We start from the raw sequence: 13,323 nt of genomic DNA on the forward strand, positions 1-13,323 counted from the left end.
AGTTGTTGGTCTAACCCGATACAATATCGCTACAAGCTGCGGGCAAAACGACCGCAGTTGATTAACCCCATAGCATCTGCTTAATTCTACCTCTCCTAGCGCCAATTACCAACTGAGGGGCTCTTCGTGCGTCAGCCTTGGTAAAAATACGCAATAAATACGGAAAATATTACCAATAAAGCATCCTCGCTTAATAGCATTGAAGAGTGGCGACAGCTTTTTAGGATGTTAACTACATTAGACATCGGTTCCCATACAGGGATCTACCTAAAGGAAGATTCTAACCGATACTTACTTTTAATAACTTCCACCTGCTGAGAGATACTTGATTACTCTACTTTAGACTTCAATGTTTTTAAGTAGTAATCATCACAATTTAAGCCAGTAAAACAAATCTGTTTTTACATGAGCTTTACCGGATATTAACCTAGGAGGTTTTGATGACAATTCCAATCAGAGACGACCTGACTTACATTTTGCTCAAAAAGATTGGCAGCGGCAACGGCAGGGGAGAGTCGGAAATTAGGAACGCAGCCGAAGAATATGTCGGTCGAGAGGTGGCGGAAGCGGAATTGCTCGGTCATCTGGACTACCTAAACCAAAGGGAATTTATCAAAGCGGAGTTTAGTGGAGAACCTTACGGAGGAACTGAGTTATTGCCACCTTTAGTGGCATTTCAAGAAGCTGATTTAACAGAAAAAGGCCGCAAACTGTTACAGAAAATGGAGACGAATCCTCCGAAGTCGCTCCACCAGGAAGGATCGGCAGTTCCTATCGCTTCAAAGGATATGCCGTTTTTGGAAAAAGTGATGGTAAACGGTCACTTGGAGGATATTTTTGATGCCCGCGACATTACCGAATTGGTGTACCGGACAATGCGCGATTTGATGACAACAGAAGCAAGTGATCGCGTAAAAGCTGAACTGCACACAGAAGTTTTGCCGACGGACGACAAAACTTTGCAAAAAGAAATAGCAGACCTCTGGAAAGATACGAATCCGCTGGTGGGATTGCTGAGCCGGGTGCGTCCGCCTTGGCAAGGGCCTGCACCTTTTGTGATCGATTCCAACTTGTTTATTTTTCGGGTGGAACAAGAAGGCCCACTTCCTTCTGGGGTAAAACCGGAAACTGCGATCGCCGCTGTATTTTCGGCAACGAAGGATGAGTTGTCTGAGGAACGAATTCAGGAAATAGCTGGCTTTTTGCCGGACAGAATTCTGAAAATTTGGGAGTCGGCTTAACAGGATATTTCCGGGTATAAATACTTACAAGCCGGGTTGACGAACCAGCATTCTGCGCTCTTGAGCCAGAAGCTTGTCTCATCAACCCGGTTTCTCTATACCTCTGGCGTTGTAACTCTCCAATTGGTTCGATCGTTCGGACTTGAGTCCCGATCAAACTTGATCGGACTTTCGGAGTCACTACTTGCCCGATCGCTCGTTGCCAGAAAGAATTGGTTTAAAGCCTCCACCCTTGTAGGGATCAATTAAAATCAGACTATTCATTACTCCAATCCTCGGAATTCCAGGTAGAGGTCGCCCTCATCTGTCAACTGTCAACTGTCAACTGTCAACTGAATGAATTGCCTTGTAACTGCTGTGAGAAACCCGGTTTCTAAGCAAAATGAGTCGGGAAACCAGAAATATCCCCAGAAACCGAGTTACTAGCTCCCGGGTTGGCTAAATCCAATACACATGGCGAAAGTGTTGTATTCTATAATACAGGGCGAGTTAAGACTGTGGCTCGCAAAAATGCTGTCTACAGCTCTGGATCTCTAAAGGGATGGCCCGCACAAAAGTTAGACAAATGTCACGATCGACTCTAAAACAAGAGATTTTACTGAATCGAATTACCAATCGCATCCGCAACTCTTTAGAACTGCAAGAGATTTTGACGACAACGGCGCGAGAAATCCGCAGTTTTTTAGCTAGCGATCGGGTAAAAGTTTATCGCTTTGAGGCCGACGGTAGCGGTGAGGTGATTGCTGAGTCCATCAACGGCGACAACTTGCCATCTCTGCTGGGTTTGCGCTTTCCAGCAGGCGACATTCCCAATAGTGCCCGGGAAATGTTTCTCAAAGCGCGACAGCGAGTGATTGTAGATGTGGAATTGAAGCATCAAACACTTAATCGCTTAGATTGTGTCGAAACCGGCAAAACGTTAGCAGTTGAAGATATTACCTATCGTCCTGTAGACCCCTGTCACGCTGAATATCTGAAGGCTATGGGGACACGTTCTTCTCTGACGGTGCCGATTTTGCATCAAAATCAGCTTTGGGGGCTGTTGGTCTCTCACCACAGCCAACCGAAACGGTTTAGTGATCGAGAATTGAAAATGGTGCAGTTGCTTGTGGATCAACTTTCAATTGCGATCGCCCAATCTTTTCTCCTCAGTCAAGCCCGACAGCAAGCGCGCGACGAAGCCGTTGTCAACCAAATTAGCAGTTTGCTGCACTCTCCTCTAGAACTAAACGAAATTCGGCAAGCAGTTCTCGAACAAACTGTCAAGCATTTGCGTGGTTCGGGAGGGAGACTGTACATTGCAGCCGAGTTTGGCGATCGGCCGGCTAAACTTTATACCTGCGGCCAGCAGCCTGCGGACGCCGACATTGAACTCAGCCCGTTTTGGCAGCAGATCATGGGGTTTGCCAACCAAGACGATCGAGCAAAAACTGCTGATAATACCAGCCAATTAGGTATTTTTCAAAATCTATATTCCCAGCATTACAGTTCAATTGATACAAATATTTCCAGTTTGATCGTACCGCACTTGTACGCGATTTCCGATATTTCTAAAGAACCTGAACTCAAATCTTTATCTGCAAATTTTCTAGAAGCTTCCATTCGGTCATTTTTGGCAGTACCGCTGCAATACCGCCAACAGTGCATCGGCTGTCTCACCGTTTTTCGCAGCGCCATAGAAACCGAAATTTTGTGGGCGGGCCGTTCCAGTTCCGACGCTCGGAGCGATCGTCCCCGAGAGTCTTTTGCAGCTTGGAAAGAAATCAAAACCGCCGAAGCTCAAAAGTGGAGCAGCGAGGAACAAAAGCTAGCAAAATCTTTAGGCACTCACCTGTACATGGCTGCAATGCAGAGGCGGGTCGAGGCAATGATCCGACATCAAGCTTCTCACGACCAATTAACCGGTTTACCTAATAGATTGCTGTTTAATGAAAGGCTATCTTTGGCTTTAGCTAGCGCTCACCAAAACGCAGAAATGCTGGCAGTGATATTTCTAGATTTGGACAGATTTAAAAATGTTAATGATACTCTCGGACACCCTGTGGGCGATTTGTTGCTGCAAGGTGTATCTCGGCGTTTGACTAAGTGTTTGCGCGTGGGGGATTCGATTGCCCGTTGGGGCGGCGATGAATTTACTTTGCTGCTGCACAATATCAACAGCCCTGATGAGGCAACTAAGATTTGCCAGCGGATTATCCAGAGTTTAAGCACTCCGTTTGATTTTGACGGTGTAGAACTTTATACTAAGGCGAGCTTGGGAATTGCTTTGTCTCCTTACGACGGAGAAGATGCAGAAACTTTGCTGAAAAATGCTGATGCTGCGATGTATAAAGCTAAACAGAAAGGTCGGAATAATTATAAATTTTATACGCGGGCGATCGGCAGTAAAGTCTCCGAGGAACTTAACTTAGAAAATCAGCTTTACAAAGCTCTAAAAAACTCAGAGTTTGTGCTGCACTATCAACCGCAAATAAACTTAAATACCGGCAAAATAGTCGGCATGGAAGCTCTGATTCGCTGGCAGCATCCCGAACGCGGTTTGATTTCTCCCGATCGCTTTATTCCCTTAGCTGAGGAAACAGGATTTATCTGCCAAATTGACGAATGGGTGATGCGGACTGCTTGCTTGCAAAACCGAGCGTGGCAGTTACTGGGATTGCCCCCAGTGCGGATAGCTGTGAATTTATCAGGCCGCCAGTTTCTGCAAACTAACACGGTACAAACCATCGCTGCAATTTTGTCAGAAACCGAGTTAAATCCCGAGTATTTAGAAATAGAAATTACCGAGACTATTGCGATGACAGATGTGAATTTTACGGTGTCGGTATTGCAGCAGTTGCAGGAAATGGGAATTAAAATTTCTCTGGACGATTTTGGCACCGGTTATTCTTCGCTGTGGTCTCTGAAAAGCTTTCCGCTCAATAATTTAAAAATAGACAAATCTTTCGTGGCTGATTTGGTGAACGGCACCAGCGGTGCTACTATTGTGAAACTGGCGATCGCCTTGGGACAGGGCCTGAATTTACAGGTGATTGCTGAGGGAGTGGAAACAGTGGAACAGTTGGACTTTTTGCGATCGCATCAGTGCGATATGGGTCAGGGTTACTTTTTTAGCAAACCAATACCGGCGGCGGCTATAACCCAATTGTGCTTAGAAAATCAATCTGGCAAATAATATCGACTCTCTAACTGCACCGCCCGTGATTGTTGACTGTTGACTCACAGTGAACAGTCAACAGTCAACAGTCAACATCATTCAGGTGTAACCGGAAATGATATTACTGCCAAACAAACACTTTTGCTTCGTATTCTGGCAAGTCAATCATAATATTGTCATCGCCAGATTCAATATCATAATTCCCCGTCCATTCGTGCCAAGTTCCGTTGGCCGGGAAGTGGGGAACGCTGTAACCTGCAAGATAATTTTCTGACATATTCGCCACTACTACAACTCTCGAACCTTCATCGTTCCAGCGAGTGTAAGCAAACACTTTCGACTCTGGATCTTCGTGGAAAAAATCGATGTTTTCTGTGTAAAGTGCTTGGTTATTTTTGCGTAGGTGAATCAAGCCTTTGTAGTATTCCCACAAACCTTTATTCATGTCATTTCCTAGCAGCGTCCAGTCAATTTTAGATTGCTCGATTGTTTTGGCTTTGTATTCACCAAATTCTTCGCCCATCCAAATCAGCGGCACGCCAACTGCTGTCATTAACAGCACGGTTCCCAACTTCGCCCGTTTGAATGCGGCTTCATCCAAAATTCCGCGATCGCCCAATTCGGCAAAAACGCGATCGTGGTCGTGATTGCTCAAATAATTGACTACATTCGTAGCACCCAAGAAACCTTGCCGCTTGCAGTCGATTACCTCTTTGAGCCGTTCTAAATCAAAATTGTCGCCGCAGAGTTGTGGAATCAAGGAGTGATAGAAACTGTCGTGCCAGCAGCCGTCCATCGGCCCGTCTAAATTCGTGATGCTGGGATTTTCGGGAATGTATTCGGCAATGGTGTAAAACGGTTTGGGGCCGGCGACACTTTTGGCTTCTTGAACTATCCAGTGCATGAAATCGTAGTTAGCAATTTGTCGCGCCGCGTCGAAACGAATGCCGTCGAGATGATATTCTTGAATCCAGAAGCGGACTGTATCGCCAGAAAATTTGCGCGCCGGGAAAGTTCCTAAGTTTTCGTCGTAGAATTCGTAGTTAAATTCCGGGCCCCAATTGTTGTCTGGATCGCGGGGTTCGTGGTGATACCAATAATCGTGATCGATTTGGGTGAGGGGGCTGGATGATTCGGAGTGGTTGTAAATCCCGTCCATGATGACGCGAATACCCCGCCCGTGACACTCGTCTATCAGGTTTTTGAGTTCTTCTGTGGTTCCGTAGCTGGACTCGGCAGCGAAGAAGTAGCGGGGGTTGTAGCCCCAACTGTAGTCGCCTGGGTATTCTTTGAGGGGCATGAGTTCGATCGCGTTGATGCCGAGTTCGACTAGGTAATCGAGTTTTTCGACGACGTGCTTGTACTGGCCGCGGGCCAGGGGATCGGCTTCGCCGCCGGAAAAGTCGGCAACGTGCATTTCATAAATCACTAATTCCCGATCGGCCGGTAGCGGTTTATCGTCGTGTTTCCAGACGTAGGTATCGATAATGCGATCGCCCTCTTTGATCCGAACAATGGCGTTTTGAGTAGGATCGTCAATGTCAGTCGCGTAGGGATCGACCACATCTACCCACTGATCTGCTTCCACAAACCAGCTTTTCGACTGAACGCGAAATTTGTATTGATAAACGCCATCCTCCAACTCAACTCGCGTGCGGAAATAACCTTCTTCGTCCTTTTCCATCGGGATATCTTCCCAATTAGAAAAAGAGCCAATCAAGGCAGCTCCTTTGTTGTAGGGAGCAAATAACTTGAATTCAATTGGGGCGGCCATAATACCTCTTTCTAAAATATTTCAGTAGCAGTTAATACTTTTAATTTCGCAAATTTAAGCGAACTCAACATCACTCTGCGGATATAATTTCTTTAAGGCTTAACTATTCCTAAAAGTATGGTGTTTTGCCCGGACCGCTGCATTTTGTGAAGTGAAATCGCGTCAGTATTGGTAGTTCGATCGCCATTTATCTAATTTTCGATTCCTTTATCCTAACTATTAGTAATTATATCATTGTTTGACATCTATCTTAAGGTGTATTTACTGATAAATAATGATTTAAAATATCTGCACTGGGATAGATGCGGACTTAAATATAGCTTTTTAATACTTAAAATTATCGGGCTGGCGATGGTGAGACTGCAGCCTATATTTTTGGCAGTAAGGTGCGCGTTGCACACCCGACAGGAGCTACGTAAGGCGCGCACTACGCGCCCTACTTTTAACTACTTTTTGCCTGATAATAACCAGAAAGAATTGGTTGAAAGCCTCTTCATTTTAGGGAGAAATTAAAAGAAGACTATTCATTACTCCAATCCTATTCCTTCTACGTAGAGGTCGCCCTCCGAGGTCGCTGTCAACTGTCAACCCTTCGACTTCGCTCAGGGCAAGCTGTCAACTGTCAACTGAATGACGCTTCATCCAACCAAGCCAGAACGCAGGGCGAGAACGGCAGCCTGAGTGCGGTCATCAGCACACAACTTGTTCAAAATATTGCGGACGTGAGTTTTGACTGTACCGACAGTAATGTAAAGCTTTTCGGCGATTGCAGCATTGCTGTAACCCTGCACGATCAGTTCCAAAACCTCTAATTCCCGTTCGGTTAAAGGGTAAGTCTCAATGATGTGACTAAACTCGGGTTCGGCAGCCTTAATTGTGACTCTTTTACCCTCTGCTTTCGGTTCTTCCGGCGTGGGTTCCTTAGTGCGAGCTTGTTTTAGGACGATACGGGCGATCGCCGGATCAATCCAAGAGTTACCTTCGTGAGTTACTTTTACTACGTCTAACAACTGATCGAAGCTGATATCTTTCATGCAGAACGAGTCAGCTCCGGCGGCAAAAGCAGCCAGAACTTCTTCTTCATTGTCCTGAAAAGTCAGAATCAAAACTTTTGTATCCGGATCGGACTCCGATATCGATTTTTTGAACTTTTGTGTCAGTTCAATACCGTCAAAATCCGGCAAGCCAATATCTACAATTGCCACGTCAGGTTTTGAAGACTGAAGCAGTTTCAATCCGTCTGTAGCGTTAGCTGCATCGCCAACAACTTCTATAGTGTCACGCTGTTGTAAAGCTGTGCGGATGCCGACTCTTGTCAGGTCATGGTCTTCTATCAAAGCAACGCGAATTTTACTCATCTTTTTTCCAATAGTCCAGTAAACCTTAAAAATATCGTCAATTGACTCAGCCTAACTGAGCAAATTTGAGAATGTGTCCTGATTTAGGGTTTTACAGGTCGCACATCATTTTTAAGCATACTCATGTAGCCGCCAAGAATGCAAGTTAATTTTTAAGTTATTTTGCGGCGATGCTTGCACGAACCCGATCGGGACAGGTAAGCTCTCCATGCTTTAACAGTTTAACTGAATTATGCTATTGTCCGCCCCTTGATAGAGGTAAAGATACCACTACCTCGATACATTTAAAGTATAAAAAGTTTTGATGCACTTTGACCGTCAAAATCACTAAAGCTAGCCGCACGAGTCTTTAGCCAGTGTTAGGGCTCAAGTCTAATGATTATTTATACAACCTGTTATGACTCACTATCACGGCAATAAGTCTTTTCACTCGGAGTTTTCCGACTCGGAAATCTTACACAAAGAATCTGAAGTAACATCCCCCCAACCGCAAGTTTGCGACTGCGAAACTCAGGACGATCGCCTGTGGGAGGCAAATCCTCACATAGTTTGGAAAACAAAGGCCGACGGTTGGGTGACTTATTTAGATCAGCGCTGGGAGGATTACACGGGCGTACCAGCAGCAGCAGCTTTGGGTTTCGGCTATCTGGCGCAGGTCCACCCAGAAGACCGCGCTCGTCTATTGGCGAGATCGCACAGTTCTAAGTTCCCGCCGCCAAGTTACGAAATTATATTTCGTCTGCGGACGCGAGAGGGCATTTACCGCTGGAATCTGGCGAGAGCAACGCCCGCTAATCTAGACAGTCATGAAGTTTTGGAGTGGGTGGGAACCTACATAGATATGGACGCGATCAAACAAACTCCAGCCGAACCCCAAGCAGAACCAGAATTTTGGCCCCATCAAGTGCCCTCGGAAGACAATTTTACACCAAAAAATTTGTGTGAAGCCCAGACGGTAAGGGACGCGGAACACGAGTTGCACGCGATCGATCAATTTACAAATCTGTTGAGCCAGCGCGTGGGTAGCTTGTGCCAGTTGTTGCAAGGCATTGCGGATGCGACTGTAGAGGCGATCGCAGGAGCGGAATTTTGCCTAGTTGCTCTGCTGGAGTACGATTGCAGCGGCCTCAAACTCACCGCTGTCGGGGGCACGGAAAACTTTGGTGAGGGCAAAACCCCGCACGTGCAAAACAAGCTGCTGTGGAAAGCATTTGCGACTGGAGAATCTGTACTGTGTCGGTCTGAGTGTGGCGACGGCTTGCTGCCGGCGGCGGCTTGTGCAGTGGCGATCGAGTCGGGGCCAAGCGGGCGTTTGGGTGTGTTGGCCATCGGCAACGGGAAGGACAGCAGGGCGATTGACGGGCATACTCAGCAACTGCTGGCGGTGATGGGAAAACAAGCTGCGATCGCAATTAACAACGCGCTGGCGATGGAAAAATTAAAAAAGCAGGAACAGCTTTTAGACTTGCAAAACGAGCTGCTAATTCGCCAGCAGGAAGAGCTGGAACATCAGGGTCGGCGCATTCAACAGCAAAAATTGCAACTGCTAGAAGCAGCCAAGTTAAAATCGCAATTTTTGGGCATCATGTCCCACGAATTGCGAACTCCCATGAATTCGATTATCGGCTTTTCCCAATTGCTGCTGCGCCAGCACAAACAACTGCTGAGTGCCCAGCAAACAGAAATGGTGGGGCGCATTTTACATAACGGCAAAAACCTGCTACTGCTAATTAACGATATCCTCGACCTCTCCAAAATCGAGAGTGGCCGCACAGAATTAAAAATTGAAAAATTTCATTTAGGGCATTTAGTAATGGATGTCGCCCGCGAATTCGGAAATCAAGCCACCGATAAGAACGTGGCAATGTCCGTCAGCGTCTGCTTGCGGGATCAGTTGATAGTTAATGACAAGTTGCGCCTGCGGCAAATTTTGGTCAATCTCGTTTCCAACGCGGTTAAATTCACACATGAGGGCAGCATTTGCATTGAGGTGCTGGAATTAAATTGCGATCGGCTAACTATCACCGTTCGGGATACAGGAATCGGCATCTGTGAAAAGGATATTCCCCACATTTTCGACAAGTTTCACCAAGGCGACCAAAGCACAACTCGCCAATATCCAGGCACCGGTTTAGGACTAGCTATTTGTGCTTCTTTAGCCAAGATGATCGACGGTACAATTACTGCCGAAAGTCAACCCAAAAAAGGTTCGATATTTCGGATGGAATTCCAGCGAAAACTTTACCCTAAAAAACTCACTGGATGACTGAAAACCTTTTTTCTAGCACTTTTGAAAAATAGGGGTATATATAGCAATCCTAAATCATTTGTGTAATTCTTGTAGGGGGAAACCCCCCGTGGTTGCCCCCAGGAACCCGGGGTATGCACTCTTAGCACTACCCCTACATCTTTTGAAATGTACTGTAGCAAGACTTTGTTAAACTGGTATTATATTTACAGCAAATTGCTGATCTCAAGAGTGATTTAATAGTCATGGCGAGCGATTGTTTCGCGATCGCTCGCCATGACATACTATACTAATTGCAACTAAAAAAAAGCAAGTATTAAAACCGGATTTAGTATACAAGCCGACGGACATAATGAGGTTTATTTATGTCCGCTAATTATATAAAATCTGGTTTTAATCCCTCCTTTATTCTTCAGTCTGCGGATGACGTTGGGCGAAGCTCAGTCGATCCGCAGGCTGGGTTTGACTCTCAGCAGCGGTTTGAACCGCCGAGTCTGATCTAAAGACTAGAAGTTTTCCCTACTTGGGCCTGAGTATCAATTGGTTTAACATCGGTGTAGCCCATATTATTAGCTACGTCGCGCAGCACCGAAATTTGCTGTTCAAAATCAAGACCTTCAATTTGACCCAACACGCCATTGACAGCCTCAGTTGCCTCATATCCTTCGGGGATATCGACAATTGTTTCTCCCATACCAATAGCCCAAGCATACCAAACAACCAACTGATTGTTAGCAGTTAAAGCTCCGTAAGCGTGAGAATACGGCGTGTCGGATCGGTTGACAATACCTCGCATTATATTCAGTTGTTCGTCAGCCGAAAGCTTGTAAAAATCATCAAGCAGCATGGGAGCTAATTCTGGTTCGGCGGCGGTGGGAGCGGCTGGTGTAATTGAATCTCCCATTTTTTCATAAACAAAGTAGAGCAGCGCCAGTTTTTCATCTGTACCCAACCCGTTGATTGTCTGAACGATGTTTTGAGTGTCGTTGGAGAGAGAGTGAGGATTGGTCGCGGCGGGTGAGTTCATAAACAAAATTCCTTAAAAATGCTTCCAGAATATACAAATATCAAGATTTGTAAGTACAAGTCACCATCCCCGAGAGGTAATACGATTTGAGATTTGAGATTTGAGATTTGAGATTAAACAATGGGGAATGGCTTAGTATGTATGGGTTGGGAGCTTGCCTAAAGCTACATTCTTTTCGGAAACAGGTGTAATATTGAGCCGCCATCCTATAATAAATCATCCTTAAGATAGAAGCAAAAGATACATCTGCGGGTAGATGAAAAAACCTGGAATTTAAGTAAGGATTGAGAAAGTGAATTGTTAAATAAAACTAGCAAGGAGTCGGCTATGTCGGAAATAAATACAGAACCAAATAACACTGAAAGCTTTGACGCTCAGCAGATCACCGAAAGCGCGGAAGCTGGAGAACAAAAGTTGCCGACCGTTGATGTATCAGCAGACTACGAAGCTTCAAAAGAATTCAGCGTGAGTGACATCGATCGCACGGGTGCCGGCGCTCAAGCTGCCGCCGCTGCAACTGCACCTAAATTTCCTATTCCCGCTCCTAAAGATATCGCAAAGCCAGCAGATACAAGCGGTAATCCCGCTGATTTTCGTTCGATGGCTAAGGACATTACGCCTGCTGGTACACCGGGCAATGTTACCGACGATTTGATCCAGAAAGCGATCGATCTTGGTACTTCCGGCAGTTAATTTAGAAATTCTTCATCCTCGATGCAAAACCTCTGTATTGTAGGGTGCTTATGGCGCGCCTTACCCTATAATTCGCGCGTAAAACCAATTTTTGCATAAGTCTTGAATTCTCAAGTGAGTGCAGGATAAGCTGCAATACAGTAGGATCACAACAAAGTTGTGTCCTTAAACGCTGGAATACAGTAGGGACACAACTTTGTTGTGTCCTTAAAGTGTTAATTTTAACTATGCCTAATCGCTTAATTTTAAGTCGATCGCCCGACAAATTTTGCCGACAGTGCGATCGCCCAAAATTTCAATTACTAAATCCACGCGATCGCCCTCCTCAACCATCGACTTAATAAATAACTCGGGATGCAGCGCTTTCCAGAAATATTCGACAAACCGATTAATTTCGGCTTCTGACATTCCCGACTTCCCCGCCGCCATCATTTCCTGTTCCGCCTGATTGCGCCACACTTGAGAAATGCGATAATCTTGGGGATACAAAACCATCAACCGATCTAATCGGTTCCACAGCGGCAGATAGTCGTGCAGCTTCACATTCATATCGCGCGCAAACTGACAGTCAGCCTCTGTGGAAATCGGAAATGGCGCAGCCGCCAAAAATTCGTTTAATCTGGCATCAGCTACTGGATTCACGCCGACAAACCAACCTTCAAACAGTACAATATCCGCACCGCAAATAATTTCTGGTTGACTTCGATCTCCCGCACCTCCGTAGGCAGATTTGTCAAACCGGGGAATTTCTATTTTTGGATGGTCAACTGCGGCTAATTCGGAAGTTGGAGAAGCGCGCAAGTTGTCTAAAACGGAGATTCCCAAGTCAATATCGTGAGTGCCGGGAGGGCCGCGCCAAATCAAACGCGGGTCGGCTTTTTGGAGTTGTTGGCGATCGGCATACGTCTTGTAAAGATCGTCTAAAGAAAGGCTGACTGTAGAATATCCCATTTTTCCCAAAATCACCTTTAAAACTTGGCATAAAGTCGTTTTTCCGGTTCCTTGTCCTCCTAAAATTCCTTGAATTAGAGGACGCTTTAAACTTTGTTTTTCAGTCGATAATTGCATCGCCAGTGGCAGCCACAGATTCCACAAAGTTTCGAGAAAAACACTTGATTTGAGCGGGAAAGTATGCAATTCGTCAAGCAGAGACAAGAATAAATCTGTTTTGTGGCGGACAACATCGGCTACATTGTCAGGGGTAATGCCAAAAGCGCGCGTTAGCGAAGCCGTCGAAGAGGATCGCACATCATCGGCAAGTTCCCAAATTGCCAGCAATTCTAACTCGCCGGCGCTGATCTTCCTGAGCGGGCGATCGCCAGCTATCCATGCTTCTAAAATTTCTACAGGATTTAAGTTCGATCGATCCATCTGTTTAAAAATATCGGGCGCACACTCGAAAGCAAAGCCCCTATAAGTCAACACTTGTTAAGAGCCAAGCTTAAAAGCCTCCACAAATAAATTATAAGTAACACCAATTTTCAGAGCTTGGAGCATTTCCAGCCACAAATAACTGGTTCCTGGCCGCTGCCAACGATAAAGCAGCAGGCTCACCAATTCCGTCCACAATACCAACAGCGCTGCGGCGATAATATCCCAATCCGCAGATTGTCCGGCGATCGTCGAAAGAGCAGTTCCCAAAAAAGTGCCGAACAGCAGGCTAATTATCAGGAGCGAAATCCGCCGCCAAGGATTGCTCAGCCAGCCTCCGAAGCGATCGCCCAGAACGTCAAGCAATCTGTTAATTCGGGTATTCTGCATAAAAGTTATACGATTTGAGATTTAAGATTTGAGCTTTGAGATGCGGAATGACTGATGAATATTG

Annotated in this window: 9 protein-coding genes; 4 read left to right on the forward strand and 5 right to left on the reverse strand. The window is 45.8% G+C overall.

From position 1 onward, the window contains the following. Positions 1 to 440 precede the first annotated feature (440 nt). Both QUA44_RS22125 and QUA44_RS22130 read left to right on the forward strand, forming a co-directional pair. Positions 441 to 1,241, forward strand: coding sequence for a DUF2267 domain-containing protein (locus QUA44_RS22125; protein ID WP_333254388.1), 801 nt, complete (start codon positions 441 to 443; stop codon positions 1,239 to 1,241). A gap of 541 nt (positions 1,242 to 1,782) precedes the next feature. Further along, positions 1,783 to 4,416 carry a bifunctional diguanylate cyclase/phosphodiesterase gene (locus QUA44_RS22130; RefSeq protein WP_445243690.1) on the forward strand — a complete coding sequence of 878 codons (2,634 nt, stop codon included), beginning with the start codon at positions 1,783 to 1,785 and terminating at the stop codon, positions 4,414 to 4,416. Positions 4,417 to 4,519: 103 nt separating this feature from the next. Here the strand turns inward: QUA44_RS22130 and QUA44_RS22135 are convergent, their stop codons facing one another. Then, the gene (locus QUA44_RS22135; protein ID WP_333254392.1) at positions 4,520 to 6,172 is read right to left on the reverse strand and encodes an alpha-amylase family glycosyl hydrolase; all 1,653 of its coding nucleotides are present in this window, start codon (positions 6,170 to 6,172) and stop codon (positions 4,520 to 4,522) included. A 638-nt stretch (positions 6,173 to 6,810) separates the two neighbouring features. Next, positions 6,811 to 7,530: a response regulator transcription factor gene (locus QUA44_RS22140; protein ID WP_333254395.1), complete on the reverse strand. Its 720-nt coding sequence runs from the start codon at positions 7,528 to 7,530 to the stop codon at positions 6,811 to 6,813. Positions 7,531 to 7,927: 397 nt separating this feature from the next. On the opposite strand from QUA44_RS22140, the gene QUA44_RS22145 reads away from it, so the two are divergent. Beyond that, a complete protein-coding gene (locus QUA44_RS22145; RefSeq protein ID WP_333254396.1) occupies positions 7,928 to 9,796 on the forward strand; it encodes a PAS domain-containing sensor histidine kinase in 1,869 nt (622 codons plus the stop codon). Between the two features lie 481 nt (positions 9,797 to 10,277). Here the strand turns inward: QUA44_RS22145 and QUA44_RS22150 are convergent, their stop codons facing one another. Continuing rightward, entirely contained in the window at positions 10,278 to 10,805 is a 528-nt protein-coding gene (locus QUA44_RS22150; protein ID WP_333254398.1) for an orange carotenoid protein N-terminal domain-containing protein, read from the reverse strand. A 297-nt stretch (positions 10,806 to 11,102) separates the two neighbouring features. Between QUA44_RS22150 and QUA44_RS22155 the strand changes: the two genes are divergently transcribed. Then, complete coding sequence (locus QUA44_RS22155) at positions 11,103 to 11,498, forward strand: hypothetical protein (RefSeq protein WP_333309934.1); 396 nt, start codon at positions 11,103 to 11,105, stop codon at positions 11,496 to 11,498. 231 nt (positions 11,499 to 11,729) lie between these two features. Here the strand turns inward: QUA44_RS22155 and QUA44_RS22160 are convergent, their stop codons facing one another. Continuing rightward, entirely contained in the window at positions 11,730 to 12,869 is a 1,140-nt protein-coding gene (locus tag QUA44_RS22160) for a glycerate kinase (protein WP_333254402.1), read from the reverse strand. Between the two features lie 57 nt (positions 12,870 to 12,926). Beyond that, positions 12,927 to 13,259 carry a DUF565 domain-containing protein gene (locus QUA44_RS22165; RefSeq protein WP_333254403.1) on the reverse strand — a complete coding sequence of 111 codons (333 nt, stop codon included), beginning with the start codon at positions 13,257 to 13,259 and terminating at the stop codon, positions 12,927 to 12,929. Positions 13,260 to 13,323 lie beyond the last annotated feature (64 nt).

The organism is Microcoleus sp. N9_A2, from assembly GCF_036701775.1.
Taxonomy (GTDB): domain Bacteria; phylum Cyanobacteriota; class Cyanobacteriia; order Cyanobacteriales; family Microcoleaceae; genus Microcoleus.

Coding starts and splice junctions, on each gene's coding strand:
- QUA44_RS22135 (WP_333254392.1), bottom strand. CDS start 6,172: ATGGCCGCCCCAATTGAATTCAAGTTATTTGCTCCCTACAACAAAGGA.
- QUA44_RS22125 (WP_333254388.1), top strand. CDS start 441: ATGACAATTCCAATCAGAGACGACCTGACTTACATTTTGCTCAAAAAG.
- QUA44_RS22130 (WP_445243690.1), top strand. CDS start 1,783: ATGGCCCGCACAAAAGTTAGACAAATGTCACGATCGACTCTAAAACAA.
- QUA44_RS22160 (WP_333254402.1), bottom strand. CDS start 12,869: ATGGATCGATCGAACTTAAATCCTGTAGAAATTTTAGAAGCATGGATA.
- QUA44_RS22165 (WP_333254403.1), bottom strand. CDS start 13,259: ATGCAGAATACCCGAATTAACAGATTGCTTGACGTTCTGGGCGATCGC.
- QUA44_RS22140 (WP_333254395.1), bottom strand. CDS start 7,530: ATGAGTAAAATTCGCGTTGCTTTGATAGAAGACCATGACCTGACAAGA.
- QUA44_RS22145 (WP_333254396.1), top strand. CDS start 7,928: ATGACTCACTATCACGGCAATAAGTCTTTTCACTCGGAGTTTTCCGAC.
- QUA44_RS22150 (WP_333254398.1), bottom strand. CDS start 10,805: ATGAACTCACCCGCCGCGACCAATCCTCACTCTCTCTCCAACGACACT.